The organism is Micrococcaceae bacterium Sec5.7, from assembly GCA_039636785.1.
Taxonomy (GTDB): Bacteria; Actinomycetota; Actinomycetes; order Actinomycetales; family Micrococcaceae; genus Arthrobacter.
In genome coordinates, this window is record CP144169.1 from 3,342,214 (window position 1) to 3,368,987 (window position 26,774).

Here is a 26,774-nt window from a genome sequence, read left to right on the forward strand (position 1 = left end):
TCTCAAAAGAAAGCAGGGCAACGATGTCCGTTTCCGTCACGCCGACATTATCCCGCCGCACAGCAGTCCTCGGCATCCTGGGCGCGGTGCCTTTGGCCCTGCTGCCGGCGGTCTTCGGCGCAGAGTCGGCCAAAGCTGGCACCATCAGCGGGGTCTTCCACGGGCCCACCGGCTACGACCAGCTATACAGCACCACGCCGACCGAACGCGGTCCGCGTGACCCGATGTCTACCCAGACGGTCCAGCTGCACTCGGCCACGTGGCCGATTTCCCCCGGGCAGACGTGCTGGGTCTCCTGGTCCAAGAACGGGGTCGCCCAGACTGACGTTGGCTGCTCCTTCGACTACAACAACGGCAACAACAGCTACTGGAAGGTGAACCTTGGGTCCTTCGCGAGGGGCGACCAGATCACCTACACCATCCACGCCAACGTCGACGGAACCGGCGCCATCACCAGCGGCCCGTACAGCTTCGCGGTCACGGACTGGTCCGGCACCGGCAACGTCCGCGGCTACACCAACAACGGCACCTCGGTCGATGTCACAGTCAGCGACACCTCCGGCAGCTTCTCCCCCAAGATCCGCTACACCTTCCCCGCACCAGACCGCTTCCACGTCCAGATCGCACCCCACGGCACCGGCCTGAATATCACAAGCGCCACGAGCTACACCGTCACCGACACCGGCACCACGCTGCAGCTGGCCACCAGCGCGCTGCAAGTGAAGATCCAGAAGAGCCCCTACCGCGTTTCTGTCTACAAGGCCGACGGCACCACGCTGATTGCCCAGCAGTATGACCCGGCCAAATTCCGCAACACCGGATGGGCCAGCGACGGCGCCACCACCGTTACCAAGATCGAGGACCATTGGCTGACCCCGGCTGGAGAACGGTTCGAGGGTTTCGGCGAACGGTACGACTACCTCGACCAGCGCGGCCACGACGTCGACAACTACGTCTATAACCAGTACCAGGACCAAGGCCCCACCCACCGCACCTACATGTCGGTGCCGTTCTTCACCAACTCCGCAGGCTACGGGGTGTACGTCCCCAGCACGCGCTACTCCCTGTTCAACGTGTGCACCTACCTCGCCGACATGGTCGGCTTCACCGTCGACACCGGCGGCGCCCTCGACTCCACAGTCGACTATCACTTTCTCACGGGTACCCAGGCCAACATCCTGGACGCATACACGACGATCACCGGCCGGCCCTGGCTCCCCCCGAAGTGGGCCTTCGGCCTGTGGATGTCCGCCAACGAGTGGAACACCCAGACGAAAGTGACAAGCGAGCTGGGCAACGTCACCAGCTACAACATCCCGCACAGCGTCCTGGTCCTCGAGCAGTGGAGCGACGAGGCCACCTTCTACGTCTGGCACGGCGCCACCTACACTGCCAAGCCCGGCAGCGCGGCCCTGACCTACTCCGACCTCACCTTCCCGTCCGGCGGCGAATGGAGCGACCCCAGGTCGATGGTCGCCGCCGCCCACGCCCAGAACATCAAGGTCGTCCTGTGGCAGATCCCCGTGCTCAAGCAGAACTTCGACACCAACCCCTCCACCCCGCCCCAGCAACACCTCAACGACCAGAGCTACGCCACCGCCCAGGGATACCTGGTCGGAGACGGAGCCGGCGCGCAATACCGGATCCCCACCGGGGAATGGTTCGGAAACAGCACCATGCCCGACTTCACCAACGCCGCGGCCACCGCCTGGTGGATGAGCAAACGCGCCTATCTCTTCGACGACGTCGGCATCGACGGCATGAAGACAGACGGCGGCGAGATGATCTTCGGCCGCAACGCCACCTTCGCCGACGGCCGCAAGGGCGACGAGATGCACAACGGCTACACCAACGCCTACACCGGCGCCTATGGCACCTACGTCCAGACCAAGAAGAATGGCAACGGGGTCCTCTTCAGCCGCGGCGGCACGGCCGGCGCCCAGGCACACTCGATCTACTGGGCCGGCGACCAGGCCTCCACCTTCTCGGCCTTCCAGCAGGCCCTGCGCGCCGGGCTCAGCGGAGGGGAGTCCGGCATCGCGTTCTGGGCCTGGGACATGGCCGGCTTCACCGGGACCTTCCCCAGCAGCGAACTGTACCTCCGGGCGGCCGCCCAGCAGACCTACTCCCCGATGATGCAGTACCACTCGGAGAAATCCAATCCCACCTCGTCAGAGGCTCGGACCCCTTGGAACGTGCAGGCCCGCACCGGCGACACCACGGTGATCCCCACCTTCCGCAAGTTCGCCAACACCAGGATGAACCTCATCCCGTACCTCTACACCGAGGCCAAGAACGCCTCCCTGACCGGGCTGCCTCTGCTGCAGACCATGCGGCTCGCCTTCCCCGGCGACGCCTCGGCAGCGCCCTTGGACATGCAATACATGTTCGGGCGCCAGCTGCTCGTGGCCCCCATCACCACTCAAGGAGCGACCTCGGTGACTCTCTACCTCCCGGGAGGGGAATGGCACGACGTCACTAACGGTGGCAAGGCCTCCGGTCCCGGCACCAAGACTTACAACGCCGACACCTCGACCATCCCCGTCTACGCCCGCGACGGCGCAATCATCCCGCTGAACCTCAACGCCAACTACGAGTACGGCGGAAACATCGGCAACGACGTCTACAACTACACGAATCTCGTATTCCGGATCTACCCCGCAGGATCCACCTCGGCCGACTACTTCGACGACACAGCCGGCAGCGTCAAGCAGGTCACCAGCGCCGAGAACTGGAGCGGCCACCAGGTCACCGCCACCCTGCCACAGCTCGCCACCGCCGCAATCCTCCAGGTCAACACCACCATCCCCAGTACCGTCACAGTCGACGGGACACCTCTGACCGCCTACAGCACCCTCAGTGGCCTCACAGCCGCGGCAACCGGCTGGTACTGGGACCCCGTCCAACAGTTCACCCTCGTCAAGCTCGCCTCCGGGACCACCACCCGCACCGTCGTGCTCTCCGGGGTCGACAAGGGCGCATACGAGGCGGAATTCGCCACCGCAACAGGAACCACCGTCAACACCAACCACGCCGGATACACCGGCACCGGCTTCGTCGACGGCTTCAACACTTCAGGTTCCTCGCTGACCTTCGACATCAGCGCCAACGCCACCGGCACCCATCAGCTCGCCTTCCGCTACGCGAACGCCACAGGCGGGCCAGCCACCCGGACCATCTACGTCGACGGAACCTCCGTGGGAACCCTCACACTCCCCAGCCTGGCTAACTGGGACACGTGGGGCACCGCAACCATCACCACCATCCTCACCCAAGGACGGCACTCAGTGAAGATCTCCTACGACACGGCCAACACCGCCGCCGTCAACCTCGACAACCTCACGGTGGCACGGCCATGACCGCCCTGCACCTGAACCGCCAGCGAGACCGCCTCAGCGGGATCCTCGTCGGAGTGATGCTGCTGCTCGCCTCCACCGCCGGGGCCGCCTTTGTGACCGCCGTCCCGGCCCACGCGGCAGGGATCCAGCGCGTCCAGTTCACCGGCGCCGGCGACTACCTGGTCGCCGAATTCCTCAGCGACGACCTGGTCCACTTCGAACTGGGCACCGGCGCCGGGCCCGGAGCCGGTGCGGCCATCCCCTCCACCGACCAGGTCGCCGGGACCACCTATGCCGGCCCCACCGCCTTCACCCTGACCGGCTCGACCGTCAGCACCGCGCACGTCCAGGTCAGCGTCAACACTACGACCATGTGCGCCGACGTCGCGGACCTGACCCGCAGCCCAGCCCTGCTGCTGCACACCGTCTGCCCCCGGAACCTGACAGCAGCGTGGAAGGGACTGTCCTTCACCAAGTCCGCCATGCAGAACGCCTACGGCCTCGGCGAGTCGTTCCCCACCGGTGGCCATGCCGACGGCGACAGGGTTGGAATCGACCGCTCCTCCCCCGGCGCCTACGGCAACACCATGAACTACGACGTCGACAACGGCCCGGTCGGCAACACCCAGATCCCCGTCCTGTTCGCCGTCGGCGCCAACAACGCCAACTACGGGCTGTTCGTCGACCAGGTCTACAAGCAGGACTGGAACCTCACCGCAGACCCCTGGACCGTGGACACTTACGGTGACCAGCTGCGCTGGTACGTCATGACCGGTCCCAGCCTGCCCGAGCTGCGCAAGAGCTTCATGAACCTCACCGGCCGCCCGCCCGTGCCCCCGCAGAAGGCATTCGGGCTCTGGAACTCCCAATACGGCTACAAGAACTGGACTGAGATCGACAACACCCTGGCCGGCCTGCGCGCCGACAAATTCCCCGTCGACGGGTTTATGCTCGACGTGCAATGGTTCGGCGGCGTCACCGCCGGCTCCGACAACACCAAGATGGGCACCCTCCAGTTCGACCCGACCAACTTCCCCAACGCCGCAGCCAAGGTCGCCGACTACCGAGACACCCAGGGCATCGGCCTGATGACCATCGAAGAGTCCTACATCGGCAAGGGACTCCCGGAACACTCCAACCTGGCCAATCAGGGTTACCTGGCCCGCGCCGGCTGCTCCGCCTGCGCCCCCGTCTACCTCACCGCCAACGACTGGTGGGGCCGCGGCGGCATGATCGACTGGACCCAGCCGGCCGCGGGAGCATACTGGGCCACGACCAAAGAGCTGCCCCTGGCCAACATGGGCATCCTCGGCCACTGGCTCGACCTCGGCGAACCCGAGATGTACGACTCCAACGACTGGACCGCAGGCCTGCTACCTGGAAAGCACGCCCACGCCGACTACCACAACCTGTACGCCCTGAAATGGGCCAACAGTGTCGCCAAAGGGTACACCGCTGCTTCTTCAACCCAGCGGCCCTTCCTACTCTCCCGTTCCGGGGCTGCCGGTATCCAGCGCGCCGGCGCAGCCATGTGGTCCGGTGACATCGCCACCCGCATGACCGCCCTCGCTGACCAAGCCAACGTCCAGGCGCACATGTCGATGTCCGGCATCGACTACTTCGGCTCCGATATCGGCGGCTTCCACCGTGACGAGGCCACCGCCGGGTCCGACATCAACGAGATCTACACCCAGTGGTTCGCGAACTCCGCGTGGTTCGACGTTCCAATCCGCCCCCACACCGACAACACCTGCAACTGCCAGCAGACGGCCCCCGACAAGATCGGCGACGCCCCCAGCAACCTCGCCAACCTCCGCCAGCGCTACGAGCTCACCCCCTACTACTACTCCGTGGCGCACAACGCCTACAGCACCGGAGACCCCCTCGCCCCCCCGCTGGTGTACTACTACCAGAACGACCCCAACGTCCGCACAATGGGCAGCGAGAAGATGATCGGCCCGAACATGCTGGTCGGAGTTGTCGCTGCATCGGGCGAACGGCAGAGGAACATGTACCTGCCCGCCGGAACCTGGTACGACTACCACACGAACAAGAAGTACGTCAGCACCGGCCAGTGGGTGAACAACCTGCCCGAGTGGACCAACGGAGTCTTCCAGCTCCCCGCGTTCGCGAAGGCCGGGGCGATCCTGCCCAAGATGTACGTCGACGACAAAACCATGAACGTCACAGGCGCCCGCACCGACGCTACCACCCGCAACGAGCTCGTCGCCCAGGTCTACCCCGACACCAACGCCTCCAACTTCACCCTCACCGAAGACGACGGCACATCGGTCAACTACCAAACCGGGGCGCAACGCCTAACCGGCATCACCCAGCAACTCTCGGGGTCCACCGAAACCGTGAACATCGCCGCGGCGTCCGGAACCTATACCGGGGCGCCGGACAGCCGGAAGAACGTTGTCCAGCTCGTCACCGACGAAACCCAGGCCTCCGCCGTGACATTGAACGGAATGCCGCTGACCCCGTACGCAAACAAGGCAGCCTTCGATGCCGCCGCTAGCGGCTGGTACAACGCCGGAGGGAACCTCGTCGTCGCTAAATCCGACAGGGCCGCGGTCGGTACCGCGAAGTCGTTCCAGTTCACGCTCGGCCAGACCCCGGTATCAGCCAGCTTCACCTGCTCAAACGGCACCACCACCAGCGGGCAGTCGGTCTACGTCGTGGGCAACGTCCCCGGATTGGGGAACTGGTCACCGGCCAGCGCCGTCAAGCTCGGCCCCACCTCCTACCCCACCTGGACCGGAACGATCAGCGACCTTCCGCCGAACACTGCCATCGAGTGGAAGTGCATTAAGCGCCAGGATTCCAACTACCCGGCCTCCGCAGACGCCTGGCAGGCCGGCTCCAACTCGACCTTCACGACCCCATCCTCAGGGTCTGCCGGCGCGACGTCGGGAGGATTCTAATGCCGGGGGACCGGAATGGTCCGTGAGGCCCGCGGCGACCCGGCATGCACGACCACGAGGCCGTGAGCGCGCATCAACAATAGAAGACGGACAGGGTCAGAGGGCCGCGCGGACAGACCCTGCACCCGGAGGATTTCACTGATGCCCCGGCCGTCGCCGCCGTCGCGAGAATCACCCGAAGCAACTTCCCCTTCATCGACCGGCTCTTCACCCAGGTCGAACGGGTCATGAAAATCAATGAACTCAGCACCATCACCGACGACGTCATTGAGGCGGCACGCTCAACGCTTGTCATTGGGTTGATCACGGGGGCGAGGAACCCTAAACGCGCAATCCTGCTCCATCACTACGCAGGCATCTGGCTGAGCACGTGGAACACACGATCAGGGCGCCTCACGAATTCCGGGGCGTCCCACAAAATCCGTCAACACGCCAAAATGATCTACAACGAGAACACCGGAGAAAACGAAAGAGCCACCTCAGCGGGTGGCTCTTTCGACTTCAAAAAACTGAGGCGCTGCCCGGAAAATGAACCACGTCCACGTTCCAAGGAGGGCTGCGTCGTTTCAATGACCCCGTTGCGGCGTGGCTGTGCGGAAGAGACGTCAGGGTCTCTTTGAATAGTTAGCGACCAAAGCAAACATTCACAAGAAACCCTGACATGAATAATGCTAGTTGTTGCCCGGGCTGGTGCGCTCATGCCAATGCCCTTCTCGATGTCGCGGGCATTCACGTCACCGTCGTTGAGAACACTGTCCGTGAGCAAATCATCACCGTTGAAACCGACCAGATCCTTGCCGGCTGTCCGCTCTGTGGTGTGGTTGCGATTGGCCACGGACGCCGCGTTGTTCGCCTCCATGACACGCCCTCCCATGGCCGCCCTGTCCGGCTGGATTGGGCCAAACGGGTGTGGCGGTGCGCCGATCCCGGTTGCCCGGCCGGTACCTTCACTGAGACGCATGCGTTGGCGCCAGCGAAGGCGAAACTGACCACCCGGGCCGTCCTCTGGGCCACGGATGCGCTCTCCCGTTATGACACGTCGGTCTCGGCACTGGCCCACCAGCTCGGAGTCTCCTGGCACACGCTCTGGAAACCCGTGCAGGCCGAGGCAGCACGCCGCACTACTGCCGCTGGCAGGCTAGCTGGAGTTGATGCGTTGGGTGTTGACGAGCATGTCTGGGTCCATACCGGGTTCCCCGGTTCTGGCATGGTCACCGGCATCATCGATCACACCCGCGACGCCAACGGGGTTGTTCATGCCCGACTACTTGACCTTGTCGAGGGCCGTTCAGGGAAAACGTACGCGGACTGGCTCAAGGCACAAACCCCGGAATTCCGGGCCGGCGTCAAGACCGCAACCCTGGATCCGTTCCGCGGCTACGCCAACGCGATCCGTGACGAACTGCCCGACGCCATCCAGGTCCTTGATGCTTTCCACGTAGTAAAACTTGCCTCCGCGATGGTCGATGAGGTCCGTCGTCGGGTGCAGCAAGACACGCTCGGCCATCGAGGACGCACAGGCGACCCGCTCTACGGGATCCGCCGGACCCTGCAGGTCGGTGCCGAGCATCTCACCCAGAAGCAGGTCGCCCGGCTGGATGCCAAGCTCGAGAACGGGGACCCGAACCACGAAGTGACTCTCGCCTGGCAGTGCTATCAACAAGTCCGCGCGATCTACCATGTGGCTCCGGAACGCGGACGTGAACTCGTGGCCAAAGCCCTGGCCTCATTCCCCCGCTGTCCGATCCCAGAGATAGCCAGACTCGGACGCACCTTGAAATCCTGGCGGGAAGAAATCCTCGCCTATTTCAAGACCCAAGGCGCCTCGAACGGACCCACCGAAGCCGTCAACGGGGTCATTGAAACGACGCGGCGGATTGCTCGCGGGTTCCGGAACTTCTCCAACTACCGGTTGCGCAATCTGCTCAGTGCAGGCGGTCACCGACCGTACCGGGTGAAACCCGCCAACCATGCCTAATTACGAAGAGCCGCTAATCAGCAGGGCTAAGGAAAGCAGCAGCGCCCCGGCCGGCTCATCCTGGCCGGGGCTCTGCCCACGGCAGTGCAAAGCGTTCCCGTCTCTCTGGCCACAACCGGCGTCCCTCAGTAGCCTGTTGGGTGGAAGCTCATGCGCAAGGAAAGAGGCCACTGTGAACGATCAGGACATTCTCCAGCGAATTACGGAGCTGGTGCAGGAAGAGCATGACCTCCGTGACGGATCAAAAGCGGACGACGGCGGTGCCGGTACCGGCGGCGAGCGCCTGCGCCGCCTCGAAGAGAGTCTGGACCAGTGCTGGGACCTGCTCCGGCAGCGGCGGGCAAAGAAGGAATCCGGCGAGAACCCGAACGAGGCCACCGAGAGGCCCGTCAAAGAGGTTGAAGGCTACCGGCAGTAGCCTCGGTGCCCGCAGACCAGCAGCCGGACTGCCGGGTGATGCAAAACATCAGAACAGCGGAAGAACGTAACCGGAGACCAGGGCCGCGGCACCGATTCCGGCGAGCAGCCAGCCCAGTATGCCGGCGGTCTTCCAGGGAATCTCCGGCACAGCGGTCTGCCATTGTGACGGCCTGTTGAGCAGGTAATAAATGACGACGGCGTCCCCCGCTGCCATGTCCTTAATGTCGTGCCGTGACATGGGCGCGTGGTGGACCCGGTACTTGTGGTCGAACCAGCGGAAGCCGGTGCCGGTTTCGTCGGCGTAAACAACACCATCCGCCGCAACCCATGGGTACCCGAACCGCCGGATGGACCCCACAGTCACCAACAGGATCAGGCCGAGCGGCAGGCACAACCAGGTGAGCAGTTCCAGAATGGGGCCTGCGATGTCTAAAGCGTCGGGCATGGTCACGATGTTACCGCCGGGCGGCCGGCCTGATGGCCGGACCTACTGCAGACCCATTGCGCTCCGGACTTCGTCCAGGATGTGATGCATCGCCGTCTCTGCCGTGCTGGCGTCACCCACCGCCACCGCCGCCGCCACATCCTCGTGTGCCTGCAGCGCTTCGGGCCGGGGCCGGAACGGCATCAAACCTTGCCTCGTCCGGCTTGAGAGGACCTCGGCCACCATCCCGTCAAGGGCTTTGAACATTTCGTTGCCACAACTGTGCAGGAGCAGACGGTGGAAGGCGATGTCCACCTCCAGAAATGCCTCGAGCTCACCGGCCTCGCCCAGGCGCCGCAGCTCCGCGGCAAGCCCGGCAAGTTCGCGGCGCTCCGCTGCGCTGGCCCGGCGCGCAGCCCCGGCCGCGGCGATCGGCTCGACGGCGATCCGGAGTTCCGTCAGGCTGCTGTACTGCTCGGCCCGGCGATCGGAGGCGAGTCGCCATCGCACCAGTTTGGGATCGAACACGTTCCACAGCCCGCGCTCCTGCACCACAATCCCCACCCGGCGCCGGGAGTAGACCAGATTCATGGATTCAAGGACACGCATGGTGTCGCGGGCAAGCGTCCGGGAGATGCCGTACTGCTGCTGCAGTTCGTCCAGGGTCAGCCGCCGCCCCGGCGCCATCGCTCCGGAGACGATGGCTTCCCCGAGTGCGTCCAGCACTCTCAGATGCAGGGCCGGAACCGACGCGTCGCCGTCGTTGGTCCCCTGGTTGTGCTCTGTCGCCGTCGACATCTATAAGCCTCCCTCTGCGCCGGGGCGCCTGGTCCAAGCTTGGTTCAAGCCTGGACGACCTAACCGAAAAGGTATGACCTGTGTTACAAAAGATACTACCAATGCATTCCAATGGTGCTATCTTTATTTTCCGGCGCAGCTGCCCACAGCTGGCTCGAGCTTCCTCTGGAAGCCAACGACGTCTTCTACGGAGGTAGAACAATGAAGTTTCCTGCCATGCACCTGGTTGTGATGGGTGTAGCCGGAGCCGGCAAATCCACCCTCGCTGAGGCGTTGTCCCGGGACCTTGGCTGGGTCATGGCGGAGGCAGACGAGTTCCACCCGCAGTCCAACATCACCAAGATGAACGCCGGCACACCCCTCCAGGACGAGGACCGCTGGCCGTGGCTGCAGTCCATCCGCGGCTGGATGACCTCGCAGTCCGCTGCCGGGAAGAGCACCGTGCTGACCTGTTCGGCCCTGAAGCACACGTACCGTGCGCTCCTCGCCGAGGCCGAAGGCAAGGTGGTTTTTATCCATCTTGACGGCCACCCTGCCTTGCTGGGCGAGCGCATGCGCGGGCGGGCCGGCCACTTTATGCCTGTCACGCTGCTGCCCAGCCAGTTGGCTGCCCTGGAGCCGCTGACCCCGGAAGAGCTGGCCGCCGGAAGCGTGCTGCTGGATATCGCCAGGTCTCCTGAACAGCTCGTGCAGGACGTTCTGGTAGCCCTTAAGCACGCTGGCTAGCCGGCCGGCCGGCTTCAGCTGGCCTTGACGGCAAGGACGGGACAGGAAGCTGCGGCGCGTTCCAGTGCCGCCACGCCTTCCGGCGTGGGGACGTATCCGACGACGACGCTCATGGTTGCTCCTGTCGCCGGGCGGCATGGGTGGATTCGGTGCGGGCACCGGTTTCGGTTTCAGATTCATCACCCGTGCTCTCGAGTGGCGCCCCTGCCATAACCACGACGGCGGCCGGCGCCTTGGGGCGCGTACGCCGCCAGAGCTTCATCAGCAGAGGCCAGGCGAGGATGAGGGCAACGATGACGTAGACACCGATTGCGATCGGTTCGCTCCACAGGCCCGAGACGTCCCCGCCGCTGAGCTGGAGGGTCTTGCGGAGCTGACCCTCGGCCCGCGGCCCCAGGATGAGGCCGATGATGAGGGGCAGGACAGGCAGGCCATACCGCCGCATCAGGAATCCGAGGGCGCCCAGGACCAGCAGGACAACGAGGTCGAACGCCTGCAGGTTGACGGAATAGGCGCCAAGCGTGGCGAAGAACAGGATCCCCGCGTACAGGTAGGGCCGGGGCAGCTGCAGGAGTTTCGCCCACAACGGCGCCAAAGGCAGGTTGACCAGCAGGAGCAGGGTGTTGCCGATGAAGAGGCTGGCTATCAGCGCCCAAACCAGCGGTCCGTGGCTTTCAAACAACAGCGGTCCCGGCTGGATGCCGTACTGCACAAAGGCGGCCAGCATGACCGCCGCCGTCGCATTCGTGGGAAGACCGAGGGCCAGCATGGGGGTCAGGGTTCCCGCAGCCGCGGCGTTGTTGGCCGCTTCCGGTCCGGCGACTCCTTCGATGGCGCCGTGTCCGAACTCTTCGGGATGTTTGGACAGCCGCTTTTCCGTCACATAGGACAGGAAAGTGGGGATCTCGGCCCCGCCCGCGGGCAAGGCTCCGAACGGGAAACCGAACGCCGTTCCGCGCAGCCAGGGCTTCCAGGACCGTTTCCAGTCCTGTTTGCCCATCCACGGCCGCCCCACGGGAATGACATGCAGCGGGGTGCGGCGCAGGTGGGCCGCAACCCACAGTGCTTCGCCAACGGCGAAGATCGCGACGGCGACAACAACGATGTCCAGTCCGTCCACCAGGAGTGGCTGGCCGAACGTGAGGCGGCGCTGGCCGGTGACGGAGTCGATGCCCACCAGCCCGATGGCCAGGCCCAGGCCCAGTGAGGCGAAGCCCCGCAGGCGCGAACTGCCGAGCACAGCGGTGACGGCCAGCAGCGCGAGAATCATGATCGAGAAGTAGCTCGGAGCGCCAAGACTGACGGCAAACTGGACCACAATCGGGGCAAAGACCACCAGCAGCGTGGTGCCGATGGTGCCGGCCACGAACGACCCGATGGCCGCCGTGGCCAGCGCCTGCGAGGCCCTGCCGGCTTTGGCCATCTTGTTGCCTTCGATGGCCGTGATGACGGAGGAGGATTCGCCCGGGGTGTTCAGGAGGATCGAGGTGGTGGATCCGCCATACATTCCACCGTAGTAGATGCCGGCGAACATGATGAACGCGCTCGTTGGTTCCAGGGCATAGGTCACAGGCAGCAGGAGGGCCACGGTCATGGCCGGCCCGATGCCGGGGAGGACGCCCACGGCCGTGCCGAGGATAACGCCGATCAGGGCGTAGAGAAGGTTGACGGGCGTCAGCGCCGTGGCAAACCCGTCCATCAGTGAGGAGAAGATGTCCACTAGAGAATCCCTTCGAGCAGTCCGGCAGGAAGGGCGATGCCCAGGCCGAGGTAGAAGCCGTAGAACGTCAGCAGGGACAGCGCCACGGAGATCAGTCCGTCCCGCACATAGTGGCGGCTGCCCAGCGCCCAGACGCTGCCCCAGAAGAGGACGGTGCCGGAAATTACCCAGCCAGCCCAGTCGATCAGCACGACGTTGGCAATGAATGCCCCTGCCAGGGGAAGCACGGTGCGCCAGTCGGCGGGGTGCGTCAGGTCCACGTCCTCGCCGGCCTCGGCCTCACCATGCCCGCCCCGGAGCACATTGATGGCCAGCATCACGGCGCAGACCAGCAGCAGGCCGGCAACGATGAACGGAACGGTCTTGGGTCCCACGGGGTCCGACTTGGAGTACGGAGTGGCCAGCCCGGACGCATCCCAAAGAACCACGGCCCCGGCCGCCCCGAGCAGGAGTGCAACCCCCAGCTCGGAGCGGCCCTTGAGACGGGATGAAATCGAGGTCACGTCAGTCCGAGCTTGGTCAACACGTCCGCAACACGCTTGTCCTGCTCCGTCAGGAAAGTTGCAAACTCGTCGCCGGTGACGAATGCGTCGGTCCAGCTGTGGTTTTTCAGTGCTTCCTTCCAGGCGTCTGAGCCGTGCATCTTCTCGAGAGCGGCAATCAGGCCTGCTTTGTCGGCGTCGCTGATGCCCGGAGGTGCCACGATGCCCCGCCAGTTGCTGAAGACCAGGTCTATGCCCGATTCCTTGAGCGTGGGGGCATCTACGCCGTCAAGCCGCTTTTCACCACTGGTGGCCAGGACGCGAATGTCGCCGGACTTGATCTGCGGAAGATATTCACCCGCTCCCGAGGCAGCGAAGCCGAGCTTGTTGCCGAGGATGGCCGGGAGTAGGTCACCGCCGCCGTCGTAGGAGACGAAGTTGACCTTGGTCGCGTCGATGCCAACGGCACCTGCGAGCTGCATGGGCAAGAGGTGGTCCGGGCCGCCCGGGGAAGAGCCACCGCCGACGCTGATGGTGGAAGGGTCCTTTTTCCAGGCCGCTACGAGATCGTCGATGGTCTTGTAGGGAGAGTCTTTGGACACCATGATGGCGCCGGGCTCTTCAATGAGCCGCGCCAGAGGTGTGGTCTCGGTAAGTTTTGACTCGGATTTGTTGGTGTAGCTGGCGCCGACGACGCCGAGGCCCATCAGCATGGTGAGGTCGCCGTTGGCCTTTTCATTGACGATCCGCGCCAGGCCAACTGTTCCGCCGGCACCGGCAAGGTTGAAGACCTCGGTGTTGGAAGCGATCTTCTCGTCGTCGAGCACCTTCGCCGCCACCCGGGCCGTAGTGTCGTAGCCACCGCCGGCAGTGTTCGGCACCAGGATCCTGAGCTCGGTGATGGGGCCGGCGGCCGCTCCGGACGCCGACGGGTCCGCGGCTGTCTTTCCGGTGGCACCGCAGCCGGAAGCCGCCAGTGCGATACCTGCCGCGAGGGCGGCCATACGCAATGCGCTGAAATGGCGCATATTCGTTCCTCATTTCATTGTGTCTATCGGGTGCTACCGATGCTAGGGCCGAAAGTGACGGGGCTCACTCTTGTGTAACCAGAGAACGTTAAGTTCATTGCGTTCACGTTTCCAGACCCTGACCGGGGCCCTAAAATCAGGGTTGTGACGGCTGAACGGTGGCTGCGGGAAGCACCTTCAGGGTCTGCGGTATAGTTCACCCAACTGCGTTGCGGACCACGCAGATGCCCTCCCCTCCAAGCCGCAATTCCTGGCACGGCCGGCATGGACACCACGGAAGGACAGCACATGACTCGACGGCGGGGAATGTCCCTAGCAGGGCAATACCTCCGTTTACAGCTCCTCATCGTTTTGGCTGTACTCGTCGCAGTGGTCGCGATCTCCCTGGCCCAGTCCGCTGCAGGCTTTGAACGGATCGAGGGACGCCGCGCACTGTCTGCGGCTGAGGCCCTCGCCGCGAACCCCACAGTCCGCGGCATGCTCCCGGATGCTGAACTCGGAAGCGGATCGGTGCTGCCGGCCGTAGCCGAATCGGTGCGGACCGTCTCCGGATCCTCTCAAGTGGCCCTGGCCAGAAAAGACCGGATGGTGGTGACCTCTTCCGACCCTGCACAGGTGGGACGGGCACTCGAGCTCGGGGACAGTGCGGTGTTGTCCGGGCGGGCCTGGACGGGGCCTGTTGGCCCGCAGGGCGCCGCGATTCTCTCGGCACACGTGCCCGTGCTGGATGAGAGCGGTGCCATGGTGGGCATCGCGTCGGTGGGCCGGAACTACCCGTCGGCGTGGGAAAGCCTCGGCGAGGCTGTGCCGAACCTGCTGACCTACCTGGGCGTGGCCAGTGTCCTGGGAGTGGCAGGATCCTTGCTTCTGTCCCGGCGGGTCAAGCGCCAGACACTCGGCATGGAACCCAGCGAGATCACCGGCCTTGTCGAGAACAGGGAGGCCATGCTGCACGGGCTCAAGGAGGGAGTGGTGGCACTTGATCCGCAGCATCGCATTACGGTGGTCAATGACAGCGCCCGCCGTCTCCTGGGGCTGCCCGCAGACTGTGTGGGGAAGGATCTCGCCAGCGTATCGGTGCAACCGGCTCTGCAGGAGGTCCTGACCCAGGACCAGCCCGGACCGGACCGCCTTGTCCTGGTGGGCGAACGCATGGTGGTCCTGAACCGGATGCCCATGCTCTCCCACGGGCGCGTGATCGGCTCGGTGACAACACTCCGTGACCGCACGGAGCTGTCCTCCCTGGAACGGGAGCTCGGGACCACCCGGACGGCTACGGACACCCTGAGAGCGCAGGCCCACGAGTTCGCCAACCAGCTCCACGTCATTTCCGGGCTGATCCAGATCGGCGAATACGATTCCGTGGTGCAGTTTGTCAACGGCGCCAGCCTGAGCCGTACCCGCCTCAACGAGGAAGTAACCAGCAGGATCGAGGACCCCGCGTTGGCAGCACTGCTCATTGCCAAATCAAGCCCCGCCGCCGAGCGGGGGGTGGCTCTCCACCTGGCGGACGGCTCCCGGTTGGGCCGCATCAGTGAAGAGCTGTCCTGGGACCTGACCACCGTCGTCGGGAATCTGGTGGACAACGCCCTGGACGCCGTCACCAACACACCGGATGCCGCGGTTGAGGTGCTCATCGAGGAGGATCCGGAACGTGTGAATGTAACGGTCCGGGACTCCGGGCCGGGCGTTGCGCAGGAGGATCTGGACCGAATCTTCCACCAGGGCTTCACCACAAAAAGCGCCACCGCCGGCGGCGGGCGGGGTTATGGACTCGCGTTGTCCCGCATTGTCTGCCAGCGCCGCGGTGGCGAACTGACCGTGCACAATGACGACGGCGCCGTGTTTACTGCGCGGTTACTCCACCGGACGCTTGAGTCATGATCAACGTCCTGATCGTTGACGATGACTTCATGGTGGCCAAAGTGCACGCCGGGTTCATCCAGCGCACCCCGGGTTTCGCCGTCGTGGGGGTGGCCCATACCGGCGCCCAGGCGCTCGTGGAGACACAACGGCTGCAACCCGATCTTGTCCTCCTGGACATCCACCTTCCGGACATCAACGGGCTGGATCTGATGCAGCGCCTGCGCGAGGCCGCACCCGAACTGGACGTGCTGGTGATAAGCGCCGCCCGGGAGGTTGATACCGTCAGGCGGGCCCTCCGCGGCGGCATTGTGCACTATCTCATCAAGCCCTTCTCGCAAACGGACCTGCAGGAACGGCTGGAGCACTACCGCAGCGCATATCAGGGCCTGGATTCGTCCAAGGATGTGGCGGAACAATCGGACGTCAACCGGGTGTTCGGCCTGGACCGCACCGAGCGGCCCCTCCCCAAAGGCTGCAGCGCCGAGACAATGCAGCTCGTGGAACGCGTCCTACACTCCGCCGTGTCCGACCTTTCTGCCGCGGAAGTGGCCATGCTGCTGGGTACGTCGAGGGTCAGCGCTCGGCGCTATCTCGAACACCTCAACGACGAGGAACGCGTGGACGTGAAGCTCAAATACGGCGTGGGCCGCCCCGAACGCCGCTACGCCTGGAAAGCGGAGTAAGCCGCCGCAACTGAGCGAGGCCCGGGCAGTGAAGCGCCCCGAGCAACTCCGTAGCGGACACCGCGGAGATGGACGCTGCGGAAAAACTTGAGCAGATCTTGAGCGGACCTTTCGGGGTCCCTGCGGTTGGCGGGCCAACCTTAAGCCAACGGATCACCAGCGGGAACCCAGCCCCCGCGATCAAAGAAAGCATCACTGGCTGCAAGGAAGCAGGACCACCATGGGGGAAGAATCAGCTCTTGACGAAGTCACCGCGGTCCGCGGTGTCATCACGGATCAGCATCCGTTGGACTTACACGCGCTCGGGCTTGCCGGCTGCATTGATCGACTGACAGCTCCGCTCCGCCGGCACGGGACTGTGGTGCACTGGGAGACACCGCACCATGGCCTTGAAATCCCCGCCGCTTCCGCAGCTCTGCTCTACCAAGCCGCCCGTGAAACCCTGAGCAACGCCTTCAAGTATGCAGAGGCCTCCGAACTCACTGTCCACCTCGCAGCCGTCAGCCACGGCATCCGGCTGGCTGTCACCGACGACGGCACCGGCTTCGACAGCGAAGCCGCCACGAGCGGCCGGCACCACGGAATCGGACTGCGGCTGATGTCTGTGGCCGTGCACGAGGCCGGCGGCTCCATGGACATTGCCTCCAGCCCCGGAAACGGCACGTGCGTGACCGTGACTTTGCCTCTGGACTGAAGGCCTGCCAAGCCCCGCTTCGATTCGGGACGCAGACGCACGACGGCGGGGTGCCCGGTTGCGCAGGCATTGCGCGGTCGCGCCGGTGTCACCCGGCAGCGTTGCCGCCGTTACGCGGCATAGTGCGCCACGAAATTCCGCAGGATCTTCATCGGCTCCGTTGCGCTGAACTGCCGGGCTGCGTCCATCAGCTCTTCTGCCTGTTCAGGAGGAAAATACCCGGCGTGGCGGTAGATGTCGATGCGCGTGACGAGCCCTTCGGCATCAAGTTCAGGGTGGAACTGCGTGGCGTACAGGTTGTTCTTGATCCGGAACATGTGCACCGGGCACGCTGCCGAGCTCGCGAGGAGCAGCGCGTGGGACGGAAGGACAGTGCACGCTTCCTTGTGGCCGGTGAATGCGGTGAACTGCTCCGGCATCCCGTCCAGCAGCGGGTCCCGCAGGCCTTCGGCGGTCAGGCTGATGGTCACACCGCCCAGCTGCTCGCCATAGGTCCGGTCGATAATTGCCCCCTGGTGCAGGCCAAGCGTTCCCACCCCGTAACACGCACCCAGAAACGGGAAATCCTCGGCCACGATCCGGTCCAGCAGCCCGGACAGCTCACGCTCCACCCGGTGCTGCGCCTCGCTTTTGTGCTCTGCCGGATCACTTGAAGTGAAGGGGCTCCCGCCCACGATCACGCCGGAATAGTCGGACAGCTCGAGATCCGGCAAGGGGCCGGCCTCCATTCGAATGCGCTTCAGCCGGCCCGGTTCAAGCCCGCCGTACCGGAGGTACGCCTGGTACTCGTCCTCGGCGGCGGCATCCTCGGCCCGCGAGGCCAGCAACAGAAACGGTTTCACACGGTAAGTCTGCACGCTTCCCAAGCCATCGGCCAGATCTAGTCAATCGCCTTGGCGTAGCGCTGGCCGAGCAGGCGAAGGTGCTCAACCAGGCCGGCCGGCTCCGACACCTTGAAGTCGAGCCCGAGCATGCCGATGTAGACGGCGATGACCTCGAGGCTGTCCGCTCCCGTCACCAGCACGCACGTGGACTCGTCAACGGATTCAACAATCCCGACGGCGGCATGGATGCGGGAGAGTACTTCCTCCGCGGATGCAAAGACGGTGATGCGCGCGTGCACCTTCCATCCCGTCGAAGCGACGTCGCGCAGCACAAAGCTCGTATAGTCCTCACCGGGCAGCGGCTCAGGGGCAAAGCGGCGGCCGGTGGGCATGCTCAAATCCAGCCAGTCCACCCGATACGTGTGCCAGGCCCCCGTCTTCTGCTCGCGACCCACCAGGTACGAATAACGGACCCAGCTCACCAGCCGGTACGGTTCGACGAGTTCGGAAAATCGTTCCGCACTTTCCGGTGTGCCGCCCTTCGGTGTGTTGTACCGGAAACGGAGGTAGTGCCGGTCCCGGATGGCACCGGCGATCGTCCCCAGCACAGCCGGATCCACTTCGGGTTCCTTGACGTTGCTGCCCGTATTGTCAGGGCCCTTCGACGTGGCCGAATTGATGGCGGTCACCTGGCGGCGCAGGCGATGGGGCAATACCTGCTCGAGTTTTGCCAGTGCACGGGCGCTGGTTTCCTCCATGCCCTTGACGCCGCTCCCGGTCCTCAGACCAACAGCCACGGCAACGGCTTCCTCGTCGTCCAGCAACAGCGGGGGAAGATTCGCGCCTGCCCCCAGCCGGTAATAACCGGCCGCTCCGCGGACAGCGTCCACCGGGTAGCCGAGCCCCCGCAAGCGGTCGATGTCATTGCGGACGGTGCGGGTGCTCACGTTCAGCCTTTCGGCCAATTCCGGGCCCGGCCAGGCCGGACGCGCCTGCATCAGAGCCAAAAGCTTCAGGAGCCGGGAGGAAGTCTCACGCATGTTGAAATGGTCCCACATATAGGAACTCACCCTTCCTATATGCCTCATAGGCTGAATGCATGAACACGATGAAGCAATCCCCCGCAGCCATCCGTCCCTTCAAAATCGACGTCGACCAGGCCGATCTGGATGACCTCAGCTCCCGCCTCGCCCGCACCCGGCTCCCCCAGGCAGCCCCGGGTGATGACTGGGACTACGGCACACCCAACCACTACCTCGAGGAAATGGTGGACCGCTGGGTCAACATTTTCGACTGGCGCGCCCAGGAAACCCGGATGAACGAGTTTCCGCACTACCTGACTGAGATTGAGGGCCAAAGGGTTCACTTCATCCACGTGCCGTCCGCAGTCCCGGACGCAACCCCGCTGCTGCTGACGCACACCTACCCCGGTTCCTTCATCGATTTCCTGGACATGATCGGGCCGCTGACCGATCCGGAAGCGCACGGCGGCTGCGCCGCGGACGCGTTCTCCGTCGTCGTACCTTCAATTCCCGGATTCGGTTTCAGCACCCCGCTGAAGGAACGCGGCTGGACCATGGCCCGGGTGGCCCGGACCTTCGATACCCTGATGCGCCGGCTCGGCTACGAAAGCTATGGAACGCACGGCAGCGACGGCGGCGCGATGGTTGCCCGGGAACTCGGATTGATGAACCCCGACGGATTCCTGGGGCTCCATACCCTGCAGCTGTTTTCCTTCCCCTCGGGCGATCCCGCCGAGTTCGAAAAGTTCGGACCCAAGGACTACGAGGCGCTGGCACACCTCGAGTGGTTCCAATCGGTGGGCGGCTACAACGGCATCAACTCGACGCGGCCCCAGACCGTGGCCGTGGGCATTTCCGACTCACCCGTCGGGCAGCTTGCCTGGAATGAGCTGTTCAACAGCTTCGGGAACGGAACCAGCCTGGTCACTGCCGACCAGATCCTGACGGAGGTCTCGCTGTACTGGCTGACCAACACGTCTGCGGCAGCCGGCCGGTACCACTACGAGGAGGCGCGCGCCGGGGCCACTCCCGCGGTCAACTCGGCACCGACAGGGGTCGCGGTTTTCGCCGATGACTTCCAGACCATCCGGCCGCTGGCCGAGCGCGACAACAGCAACATTGTGCACTGGAGCGAGTTCGAGAAGGGCGGCCACTTCGCGGCCCTCGAGTTCCCGGAACTCTTGGCGAAGGACATCGCCACGTTCTTCACCGGGCTGCGCAACTGATTGCCCAGCGTGTAGGCGGTGTCCAATCTGCGGGGTGATACTCCTCCCAACTTTCATCGGTGAGCACTCGTCGTGGCTCCCGCATGTCACTCCACGTTCCTATGGAACTTTCCATCATGGAGCCCCCGAGATGCCCGCATCCTGCCTCAGATGCAATTCGGTGGATTCCGCGTAACCCGGGCTCGGGAACCACACGACGGTTCCGTCGTCGTCGCCGCCCTGGACTGGGAGCTGACCATCAAACGCCGCCGCATCACCGCATCAAACAGGAACTCGGGGCACGACTGTGACCGACGCGATGTTGGAGAGTGCGGCGCGGGTGGCTCGTTCAATGCCGGCGGCCAGATCGGCGAAGTTGTCCAGCTTCATGCCCGGGGTTGCCGTGATGGTGATCTCGGCGTGCAGGCGGTGTCCCGTCCAACGCAGCCGTGACGACGATCCCTCCGGAGCAAGGACTTCGACCAGCGATGTGAGCCTGTCTGTGAAGGCTGGGTCGACCCCGTCCATGAGCCGGCGACCGATGTCGCGGACGGTTCCCCAGAGCAGCACGGCGATGGCTGCGGAGATGAGCAGCCCCACGATCGGGTCCGCGAGGGGGAATCCGAGCCATATGCCGACGACGCCGGCGACGACAGCCAGCGACGTGAATCCGTCTGTGCGGGCGTGGATCCCGTCAGCGACCAACGCGGCGGAGCCGATCTTCCTGCCGATACGAATCCGGTAGATCGCGACAAGTTCATTGCCGGCGAAGCCGACGAGCCCGGCGGCCAGCACCCAGCCCAGATTCTGGACGGGCTGGGGTTCAAAGAAGCGGCGGATGGATTCGACGGCTGCCACGACAGCGGACAGCGCGATCATCGCCACGATGAACAGCCCGGCCAGGTCTTCGGCCCGTCCGAAGCCGTACGTGTAGGTGCGGGTGGCGGCGCGGCGTCCGAGCAGGAAGGCGATCCAGAGCGGGACTGCGGTCAGGGCGTCGGAAAAGTTGTGGACGGTGTCGGCCAGCAACGCGACGGAGCCGCTGATCAGGACGATGACGAGCTGGAAGAGCGATGTGGCGCCGAGCCCGAGCAGGGATATCTTGACGGCGCGGATGCCCTGGCCACTGGCCTCCATGGCTTCGTCGATGGAATCGGCGGAGTCGTGGGAGTGCGGCACGAACAGCTCCCGTAGCCATCCTTTGAGACCTGTGCCATGGACGTGCCCGTGCGGCCCGTGCTCATGGCCATGATGGTGGCCCTCGTCCTCGCCGTGTTCAGCATGTCCGTGCGGATGCGGGCGCACGTCGTGGCCGGAAGGCGGCATCTGCCGTCTCATGCCTTAGCCTCCCCGCCGGCGTCATGGGGGACGGCACTGTGGTGCGGGGCAGTGCCGAGGGCGTGTTCAGCCTGGTGGATCGCATTCGCGACCAGCTGCCAGGCATGGCCGTCCTGGAGCCTGTAGTAGACCTTGGTGCCTTCCTGGCGGGTGGCGACCATACGGGCCAGCCGCATTTTGGCCAGGTGCTGGGAGACGGCAGCAGCGGACTTGCCGGCTATTTCGGCGAGGGCGTTGACGGGCAGTTCGCCGTGGCGAAGGGCGAGGATCAGCCTGACGCGAGTGACATCCGCCAGCATGGCAAAGACTTCCACCGCGAGCTCGACGTGCTGACTGTCTGGGGTGCGGATGCAAGCATTCGTATCTGCATTCATACGCAGATACTTACACAGTCTCGCGCACTCTTCAATCTGCCCCTTGACGAAAATACCCCCAGGGGGTATGTTTCAGGTGTTGTCAGTGACTGGTATGTCCCGGCAGGTTCAGCGCACCGCCATCACAGCCGTTCAATCCCAGCACCCCATCGCACCTTCTTCAAGGAATGGAACTGACATGTGTGGAACAGAAAACCGGAAAGAATTGCCGCTGGCCTCCTCCTCGTCCGGCTGCGGCTGCTGCTCAACCGATGCCGTGGAAGGCTCGTTGACCGGCACCGGCGACGCCGAATACGCTGTCGAAGGGCTTAGCTGCGGGCATTGCGTGGAGACTGTTCAACAGGCCGTCTCAGCACTGGACGGCGTGGACGCCGCAACCGTCGAACTCGTTCCCGGCGGTTTGTCCCGCCTGGTTGTTTCCGGAGCTGCCGCTGATACGGCGGTCCGTGACGCCGTCACCTCCGCCGGATACAGCCTGGTCGCCAGCTAGGCCGGCCCGGATCCCCTCAAGGAGAGATCATGGAAGACCACACCAAGCACCACAACCATCAGGGGGCTGCCGTGGCAACAGACCTGGAGCGCCCCCGCCACGAAGGCCACAGCACGCAGGATGACCATGCGGTGCACAGCCATGGCCAGCATGCCGGGCACAGCACGGCGATGTTCAAAAACAGGTTCTGGCTGACCCTGGCCCTGGCCGTGCCAGTGGTGTACTTCAGCCCGATGTTCGGTCACCTCCTCGGCTTCATACCGCCCGTTTTCCCGGGTTCGGCCTGGATCGCCCCGGTCCTGGGGACGGTGATCTTCCTCTACGGAGGCCAGCCGTTCCTGCAGGGCGGGCTGAATGAACTGAAATCCCGGAGCCCGGGCATGATGCTGCTGATCGGCATGGCCATCAGCGTCGCGTTTGTCGCTTCCTGGGTCACGAGCCTGGGCATCGGCAGTTTCGATCTGGACTTCTGGTGGGAACTGGCCCTGCTGGTCGCGATCATGCTCCTGGGCCACTGGATTGAAATGCGCGCCCTCGGATCCGCGCGGGGAGCCCTGGATGCCCTCGCGGCCCTGCTTCCCGACGAGGCCGAGCGCATCACCGGGGCAGGCACAGAAACCATCAGGGTCTCCGAGCTCAGCGCCGGCGACATTGTCCTGGTCCGTTCCGGGGCCAGAATGCCGGCTGACGGCACCGTCATCGACGGCCAGGCCGAGTTCGACGAATCCATGATCACCGGCGAATCCAAGACCGTGCCCCGCTCTCCCGGCGACCCCGTCGTCGCCGGGACCGTGGCCACGGATAACACCGTCCGCGTCCGCGTCACTGCCGTGGGCGATGACACCGCCCTGGCCGGAATCCGGCGCCTGGTCGCCGAAGCACAGGAATCGTCCTCCAAAGCCCAGGCCCTGGCGGACAGGGCCGCGGCATTCCTGTTCTACTTCGCCGCCGGCGCCGGTGTCATCACCTTCGTCGTTTGGACGCTGCTGGGCAGTGTCCCGGAGGCGGTCACCCGGACCGTCACTGTGCTGGTTATTGCCTGCCCGCACGCCCTGGGCCTGGCCATCCCGCTGGTGATTGCCATCTCCACCGAACAGGCCGCCCGGGTCGGCGTTCTGATCAAGAACCGGATGGCCCTCGAGCGCATGCGGACCGTCGACGTCGTGCTGTTCGACAAAACCGGAACACTGACCAAAGGCGAACCCGAACTCAAAGACACCGCCGGTGTGGACGGCGTAAGCCGGAACGAGGTGCTGGCCCTGGCCGCGGCCGTGGAAGCTGACAGCGAACACCCCGTGGCCCAGGCCATCGTCCGGGCAGCCCGCGAACAGGGACTGAAGATTCCGCCGGCCACGGGCTTCACCTCCCTGACCGGCCGCGGCGTCCGCGCCACCATTGATGGCAGGACCCTGGCGGTCGGTGGCCCGGCGCTCCTGCGGGAACTCGGAACCGCCGAACCCGCGGCCCTGGCAGAATCCACCCGGGCCTGGATGGACCGCGGGGCGGCCGTGCTGCACATCGTGGGCGGAAACCGGATCCTGGGCGCAGTCAGCCTGGAGGACGCCGTCCGCCCCGAATCACGCCAGGCCGTGGCCGCCCTGCAGAACCGTGGCATCAAGGTGGCCATGATCACCGGCGACGCCCAACAGGTTGCCCAGGCGGTGGCTGCCGAACTGAACATTGACGAGGTCTTCGCCGAAGTCCTCCCGGCGGACAAGGACAAAAAAGTAGCCGAGCTCCAAGCCCGCGGCCTGAAGGTGGCAATGGTGGGCGACGGAGTCAACGACTCCCCCGCACTGGCCCGGGCCGAAGTGGGCATCGCGATCGGCGCCGGCACCGACGTAGCCATGGAATCGGCCGGCGTGGTCCTGGCCGGCAACGACCCCCGGGCAGTCCTGTCGATGGTGGACCTGTCACGGGCCAGCTACCGGAAGATGTGGCAGAACCTGGTCTGGGCCACCGGTTACAACGTCATCTCCGTCCCCCTGGCCGCGGGCGTGCTGGCCTTCGCGGGTGTTGTGCTCTCCCCTGCCGCCGGCGCCGTCCTGATGTCCGTCTCCACCATCGTGGTGGCCCTGAACGCCCAGCTGCTGCGCCGGGTGAAACTGAACCCGGCCCGGGTTCGCTGAACCCGGAGGCGCCACCCGGCTGTCCGGGGCCGGTAGCCTTGAAGTCAAACAGATCCGCACGGAAGGAGGGAACATCATGACCGCAGCAGGCAATGGCCGCGCGGCGGCGTTTCTCTGCCGTGTGGGCCTGCTCGCCGGGATCCTGGCCGTCATCGCCGGGATTTTCGGCATGCACATCATGACGGGAAACCACGCCATGCACAACCCGTCCGCTGTCGCAGCGACCGCCGGAGCCGCGGCCCATGCCGGGGCGGCAGCGCCTGATGTCCACACAGGCCATCAGGCCGCCGGCACCACCACAGCGGACCCGTCGCCCGTGGTGGCCACAGGCGTCGCCTCGGGAGAGTCGTGCCCCTGCTCGGGAAACTGCACCAGCATGCACGCCATGACCGCACCCTGCACCCCGTCGGCCAGCAGCGGATCCCTGGCGGCCCCGTTGCCGGGAACCACAGTGCTTGCCTTCACCTTCAACCCCAGTGTGGCCAGTACAGTCGCCGGCCTCTATTCCTACCTTCCCGGCAGTCCTTCACCGGGTGAGCTGTCCATCAGCCGGACGTAAAACAGGGCCCTGCGCCGTGACCAGCCCCGGCGCACACCCCGCCCGACGCGCTCCCTGCGGGCCTGACGGGCGCATCGATGATGCTCACCATCTTCCGACGGCGCCACAAGCCGATTGATGTTTGAAGGACCTGATTTCCATGAACAAGAAGTTTCTGACCCTTTCTGCCACCGGCGTCGCCGCGGCCATCGCCCTGGCCGGGTGCTCCACCGGATCCGGCGGCGGCGCCATGCCCGGCATGAGCCACAGCGGCTCCAGCGCACCATCCAGCAGCGCCACGTCCAGCAGCGCACCAGCCGCGGCCGGGGACCACAACGGCGCCGACACGGCGTTTGCCCAGACGATGATCCCGCACCACGCCCAGGCGGTGGAAATGAGCGAGATGATGCTCAAGAAGCAGGGCATCCCGGCTTCGGTAACGGCCCTGGCCACCAAGATCAAGGCAGCGCAGGGCCCGGAGATCGAGACGATGACCGGCTGGCTCACGAGCTGGCACGAATCAACGCAGATGTCAGCCGGCCACAGCATGACCGGCATGATGGGCGGGGAGGACCTGAAGAAGCTCGACGCCGCCCAGGGAACGGAAGCGGCCAGGCTCTTCCTGAACCAGATGGTGGCCCACCACGAAGGTGCGGTGATGATGGCCAAGACCGAAAACACGAACGGCAAGAACGCTGACGCAGTCAACCTCAGCAAGGCCATCGTGACCGCACAGGAAGCGGAAATCCAGGAAATGAGGGGCCTGTTGGCCGGCCCCTGACCAGCATTTACCGGCACCGGCCCTGCCAGGGCCGGTGCCGCCCTCGCTTGCCCGACCTCAAAAACCTGGAGTTCCCCGTGCCCTTTCCATCCATTTCCCGCATACGGCAGGCGGCCGTCCTGTCTTCCTGCGCAGGCCTGGTTCTGGCTTTGTCGGCCTGCGTTCCGGCCTCCGTCCCCGCCGATCCGTCCCCGTCTAAGAGCACGAGCAATGCCCTTCCGAACGCCCACGTCCACGGTCTAAGCGTCAGAGGTGACACGGATCAGGTGCTCCTGGCCACTCACGACGGCTTGTTCGACGTCACGAAGCGGCCCGCCACCAAAATCGGTGCCACCAATGACCTGATGGGCTTTACTGCAGGCCAGGACCGGGGCATCTTCTACGCCTCCGGCCACCCCGGAAAAGGCTCCGGGCTTCCCAACCCCCTTGGTCTGATCAGATCCTCCGACGGCGGCAAAACCTGGGAACAGCTGTCCCGGCAGGGTGAATCAGACTTCCATGCCCTCACCACCACCAAGTCCGGGATCGTGGCGTTCGACGGCACACTGCGCACCAGCCCGGACGGCAAGACCTGGAAAACAGTGGCGGCGGACTTCGCCCCGGCCGGCCTGGCCGGAACCCCCAGCAGTGACACCGTGCTCGCCACCACCCCCGGCGGGTTGCAGCGTTCAACCGACGGCGGGGCAACCTGGACGGCTGACGCGTCCGCTCCTGTGATCCAGTTCGCTGCGTTCGCCAGCGCCGGTGCCGCGTTCGGTGTCGAACCCGACGGAGCCGTCCACTACTCCTCCGACGGCGGGGCGACCTGGACCCGGAAGGGCTTGATCAATGACGAAGTCCAGGCGATTGCGGCAACCGTGGATGCCGACGGAACCCCCCGGATCTGGGCCGCCACCGCTGACGGGATCGTCGTATCCACCGACGACGGCGCCACCTTCCAGCCCACCGGCACCCGGTGAGGCTGCACCCGGTGAGGCGGCGTCGCCGTC

General features: G+C 65.0%; 24 protein-coding genes and 2 pseudogenes. 16 read left to right on the top strand and 10 right to left on the bottom strand.

Annotated elements, in window-relative coordinates; all coding sequences use genetic code 11:
• The first annotated feature begins 23 nt into the window (after positions 1-23).
• The 3 genes and pseudogenes from V3C33_15910 to V3C33_15920 all read left to right on the top strand — a co-directional run bounded on the left by V3C33_15910 (position 24) and on the right by V3C33_15920 (position 6,567).
• Positions 24-3,359: a TIM-barrel domain-containing protein gene (locus V3C33_15910; protein XAS66941.1), complete on the top strand. Its 3,336-nt coding sequence runs from the start codon at positions 24-26 to the stop codon at positions 3,357-3,359.
• Positions 3,356-6,265, top strand: coding sequence for a TIM-barrel domain-containing protein (locus V3C33_15915; protein XAS66942.1), 2,910 nt, complete (start codon positions 3,356-3,358; stop codon positions 6,263-6,265). Before V3C33_15910 ends, V3C33_15915 begins: the two co-directional genes overlap by 4 nt.
• 110 nt (positions 6,266-6,375) lie before the next feature.
• Positions 6,376-6,567 (top strand): annotated as a pseudogene (locus tag V3C33_15920) (ATP-binding protein).
• A gap of 140 nt (positions 6,568-6,707) precedes the next feature.
• Here the strand turns inward: V3C33_15920 and V3C33_15925 are convergent.
• Positions 6,708-7,124 (bottom strand): hypothetical protein, encoded by a 417-nt coding sequence (locus V3C33_15925; GenBank protein XAS69827.1) that lies wholly within the window; start codon positions 7,122-7,124, stop codon positions 6,708-6,710.
• Here V3C33_15925 and V3C33_15930 point away from each other — a divergent pair.
• Positions 7,035-8,243 carry an ISL3 family transposase gene (locus V3C33_15930; protein XAS69761.1) on the top strand — a complete coding sequence of 403 codons (1,209 nt, stop codon included), beginning with the start codon at positions 7,035-7,037 and terminating at the stop codon, positions 8,241-8,243. The genes V3C33_15925 and V3C33_15930 overlap by 90 nt on opposite strands.
• 172 nt (positions 8,244-8,415) lie before the next feature.
• Complete coding sequence (locus V3C33_15935) at positions 8,416-8,661, top strand: DUF2630 family protein (GenBank protein ID XAS66943.1); 246 nt, start codon at positions 8,416-8,418, stop codon at positions 8,659-8,661.
• A 48-nt stretch (positions 8,662-8,709) separates the two neighbouring features.
• Here the strand turns inward: V3C33_15935 and V3C33_15940 are convergent, their stop codons facing one another.
• Positions 8,710-9,108 (bottom strand): hypothetical protein, encoded by a 399-nt coding sequence (locus V3C33_15940; GenBank protein ID XAS66944.1) that lies wholly within the window; start codon positions 9,106-9,108, stop codon positions 8,710-8,712.
• 42 nt (positions 9,109-9,150) lie between these two features.
• Positions 9,151-9,885, bottom strand: coding sequence for an FCD domain-containing protein (locus tag V3C33_15945; GenBank protein ID XAS66945.1), 735 nt, complete (start codon positions 9,883-9,885; stop codon positions 9,151-9,153).
• Between the two features lie 201 nt (positions 9,886-10,086).
• On the opposite strand from V3C33_15945, the gene V3C33_15950 reads away from it, so the two are divergent.
• On the top strand, positions 10,087-10,611 hold the full coding sequence (locus tag V3C33_15950; protein ID XAS66946.1) for a gluconokinase: 525 nt from the start codon (positions 10,087-10,089) through the stop codon (positions 10,609-10,611).
• Between the two features lie 109 nt (positions 10,612-10,720).
• Here V3C33_15950 and V3C33_15955 read toward each other — a convergent pair whose 3' ends face one another.
• Genes V3C33_15955 through V3C33_15965 form a run of 3 tightly spaced genes read right to left on the bottom strand, consistent with a single transcriptional unit; the run spans position 10,721 to position 13,841 of the window.
• Positions 10,721-12,331, bottom strand: a complete 1,611-nt coding sequence (locus V3C33_15955) for a tripartite tricarboxylate transporter permease (GenBank protein ID XAS66947.1) — start codon at positions 12,329-12,331, stop codon at positions 10,721-10,723.
• Positions 12,331-12,834, bottom strand: coding sequence for a tripartite tricarboxylate transporter TctB family protein (locus tag V3C33_15960; GenBank protein XAS66948.1), 504 nt, complete (start codon positions 12,832-12,834; stop codon positions 12,331-12,333). Before V3C33_15960 ends, V3C33_15955 begins: the two co-directional genes overlap by 1 nt.
• Positions 12,831-13,841: a tripartite tricarboxylate transporter substrate-binding protein gene (locus V3C33_15965; protein ID XAS66949.1), complete on the bottom strand. Its 1,011-nt coding sequence runs from the start codon at positions 13,839-13,841 to the stop codon at positions 12,831-12,833. Before V3C33_15965 ends, V3C33_15960 begins: the two co-directional genes overlap by 4 nt.
• A 306-nt stretch (positions 13,842-14,147) precedes the next feature.
• Here V3C33_15965 and V3C33_15970 point away from each other — a divergent pair, with 306 nt between their 5' ends.
• The 3 genes from V3C33_15970 to V3C33_15980 all read left to right on the top strand — a co-directional run bounded on the left by V3C33_15970 (position 14,148) and on the right by V3C33_15980 (position 17,084).
• On the top strand, positions 14,148-15,725 hold the full coding sequence (locus tag V3C33_15970) for an ATP-binding protein (protein ID XAS69762.1): 1,578 nt from the start codon (positions 14,148-14,150) through the stop codon (positions 15,723-15,725).
• Positions 15,722-16,390 carry a response regulator gene (locus V3C33_15975; protein XAS66950.1) on the top strand — a complete coding sequence of 223 codons (669 nt, stop codon included), beginning with the start codon at positions 15,722-15,724 and terminating at the stop codon, positions 16,388-16,390. The genes V3C33_15970 and V3C33_15975 overlap by 4 nt, the downstream gene beginning before the upstream one ends.
• Positions 16,391-16,610: 220 nt before the next feature.
• Complete coding sequence (locus V3C33_15980) at positions 16,611-17,084, top strand: ATP-binding protein (GenBank protein XAS66951.1); 474 nt, start codon at positions 16,611-16,613, stop codon at positions 17,082-17,084.
• 110 nt (positions 17,085-17,194) lie between these two features.
• On the opposite strand, the gene V3C33_15985 is transcribed toward V3C33_15980, so the two are convergent.
• Together V3C33_15985 and V3C33_15990 are read right to left on the bottom strand one after the other, a co-directional pair.
• Positions 17,195-17,926, bottom strand: a complete 732-nt coding sequence (locus V3C33_15985; GenBank protein XAS66952.1) for a glutamine amidotransferase — start codon at positions 17,924-17,926, stop codon at positions 17,195-17,197.
• A gap of 38 nt (positions 17,927-17,964) precedes the next feature.
• Positions 17,965-18,948 carry a WYL domain-containing protein gene (locus V3C33_15990; GenBank protein ID XAS66953.1) on the bottom strand — a complete coding sequence of 328 codons (984 nt, stop codon included), beginning with the start codon at positions 18,946-18,948 and terminating at the stop codon, positions 17,965-17,967.
• Between the two features lie 59 nt (positions 18,949-19,007).
• Here V3C33_15990 and V3C33_15995 point away from each other — a divergent pair, with 59 nt between their 5' ends.
• Both V3C33_15995 and V3C33_16000 read left to right on the top strand, forming a co-directional pair.
• On the top strand, positions 19,008-20,156 hold the full coding sequence (locus V3C33_15995) for an epoxide hydrolase family protein (GenBank protein ID XAS66954.1): 1,149 nt from the start codon (positions 19,008-19,010) through the stop codon (positions 20,154-20,156).
• Between the two features lie 171 nt (positions 20,157-20,327).
• Positions 20,328-20,420: pseudogene (locus V3C33_16000) on the top strand (LexA family transcriptional regulator).
• On the opposite strand, the gene V3C33_16005 reads toward V3C33_16000, so the two are convergent.
• Positions 20,418-21,473 carry a cation diffusion facilitator family transporter gene (locus tag V3C33_16005; protein ID XAS66955.1) on the bottom strand — a complete coding sequence of 352 codons (1,056 nt, stop codon included), beginning with the start codon at positions 21,471-21,473 and terminating at the stop codon, positions 20,418-20,420. The pseudogene V3C33_16000 and the gene V3C33_16005 overlap by 3 nt on opposite strands.
• Complete coding sequence (locus V3C33_16010) at positions 21,470-21,847, bottom strand: metalloregulator ArsR/SmtB family transcription factor (protein ID XAS66956.1); 378 nt, start codon at positions 21,845-21,847, stop codon at positions 21,470-21,472. The genes V3C33_16005 and V3C33_16010 overlap by 4 nt, the downstream gene beginning before the upstream one ends.
• A 178-nt stretch (positions 21,848-22,025) precedes the next feature.
• On the opposite strand from V3C33_16010, the gene V3C33_16015 reads away from it, so the two are divergent.
• The 5 genes from V3C33_16015 to V3C33_16035 all read left to right on the top strand — a co-directional run bounded on the left by V3C33_16015 (position 22,026) and on the right by V3C33_16035 (position 26,744).
• On the top strand, positions 22,026-22,337 hold the full coding sequence (locus tag V3C33_16015; protein XAS66957.1) for a heavy-metal-associated domain-containing protein: 312 nt from the start codon (positions 22,026-22,028) through the stop codon (positions 22,335-22,337).
• Positions 22,338-22,366: 29 nt separating this feature from the next.
• Positions 22,367-24,466 carry a heavy metal translocating P-type ATPase gene (locus tag V3C33_16020; protein XAS66958.1) on the top strand — a complete coding sequence of 700 codons (2,100 nt, stop codon included), beginning with the start codon at positions 22,367-22,369 and terminating at the stop codon, positions 24,464-24,466.
• Between the two features lie 76 nt (positions 24,467-24,542).
• On the top strand, positions 24,543-25,025 hold the full coding sequence (locus V3C33_16025; protein ID XAS66959.1) for a hypothetical protein: 483 nt from the start codon (positions 24,543-24,545) through the stop codon (positions 25,023-25,025).
• Between the two features lie 139 nt (positions 25,026-25,164).
• The gene (locus V3C33_16030; GenBank protein ID XAS66960.1) at positions 25,165-25,785 is read left to right on the top strand and encodes a DUF305 domain-containing protein; all 621 of its coding nucleotides are present in this window, start codon (positions 25,165-25,167) and stop codon (positions 25,783-25,785) included.
• A 77-nt stretch (positions 25,786-25,862) separates the two neighbouring features.
• Entirely contained in the window at positions 25,863-26,744 is an 882-nt protein-coding gene (locus V3C33_16035; protein ID XAS66961.1) for an exo-alpha-sialidase, read from the top strand.
• Positions 26,745-26,774: the final 30 nt, after the last annotated feature.

What these genes read in the sequence shown, in the direction of transcription:
- V3C33_15910 (XAS66941.1), top strand. Translation starts at nt 24, where the DNA reads ATGTCCGTTTCCGTCACGCCGACATTATCCCGCCGCACAGCAGTCCTC.
- V3C33_15915 (XAS66942.1), top strand. Translation starts at nt 3,356, where the DNA reads ATGACCGCCCTGCACCTGAACCGCCAGCGAGACCGCCTCAGCGGGATC.
- V3C33_15925 (XAS69827.1), bottom strand. Translation starts at nt 7,124, where the DNA reads ATGGAGGCGAACAACGCGGCGTCCGTGGCCAATCGCAACCACACCACA.
- V3C33_15940 (XAS66944.1), bottom strand. Translation starts at nt 9,108, where the DNA reads ATGCCCGACGCTTTAGACATCGCAGGCCCCATTCTGGAACTGCTCACC.
- V3C33_15945 (XAS66945.1), bottom strand. Translation starts at nt 9,885, where the DNA reads ATGTCGACGGCGACAGAGCACAACCAGGGGACCAACGACGGCGACGCG.
- V3C33_15950 (XAS66946.1), top strand. Translation starts at nt 10,087, where the DNA reads ATGAAGTTTCCTGCCATGCACCTGGTTGTGATGGGTGTAGCCGGAGCC.
- V3C33_15965 (XAS66949.1), bottom strand. Translation starts at nt 13,841, where the DNA reads ATGCGCCATTTCAGCGCATTGCGTATGGCCGCCCTCGCGGCAGGTATC.
- V3C33_15970 (XAS69762.1), top strand. Translation starts at nt 14,148, where the DNA reads ATGTCCCTAGCAGGGCAATACCTCCGTTTACAGCTCCTCATCGTTTTG.
- V3C33_15975 (XAS66950.1), top strand. Translation starts at nt 15,722, where the DNA reads ATGATCAACGTCCTGATCGTTGACGATGACTTCATGGTGGCCAAAGTG.
- V3C33_15980 (XAS66951.1), top strand. Translation starts at nt 16,611, where the DNA reads ATGGGGGAAGAATCAGCTCTTGACGAAGTCACCGCGGTCCGCGGTGTC.
- V3C33_15990 (XAS66953.1), bottom strand. Translation starts at nt 18,948, where the DNA reads ATGCGTGAGACTTCCTCCCGGCTCCTGAAGCTTTTGGCTCTGATGCAG.
- V3C33_15995 (XAS66954.1), top strand. Translation starts at nt 19,008, where the DNA reads ATGAACACGATGAAGCAATCCCCCGCAGCCATCCGTCCCTTCAAAATC.
- V3C33_16005 (XAS66955.1), bottom strand. Translation starts at nt 21,473, where the DNA reads ATGAGACGGCAGATGCCGCCTTCCGGCCACGACGTGCGCCCGCATCCG.
- V3C33_16010 (XAS66956.1), bottom strand. Translation starts at nt 21,847, where the DNA reads ATGAATGCAGATACGAATGCTTGCATCCGCACCCCAGACAGTCAGCAC.
- V3C33_16015 (XAS66957.1), top strand. Translation starts at nt 22,026, where the DNA reads ATGTGTGGAACAGAAAACCGGAAAGAATTGCCGCTGGCCTCCTCCTCG.
- V3C33_16020 (XAS66958.1), top strand. Translation starts at nt 22,367, where the DNA reads ATGGAAGACCACACCAAGCACCACAACCATCAGGGGGCTGCCGTGGCA.
- V3C33_16025 (XAS66959.1), top strand. Translation starts at nt 24,543, where the DNA reads ATGACCGCAGCAGGCAATGGCCGCGCGGCGGCGTTTCTCTGCCGTGTG.
- V3C33_16030 (XAS66960.1), top strand. Translation starts at nt 25,165, where the DNA reads ATGAACAAGAAGTTTCTGACCCTTTCTGCCACCGGCGTCGCCGCGGCC.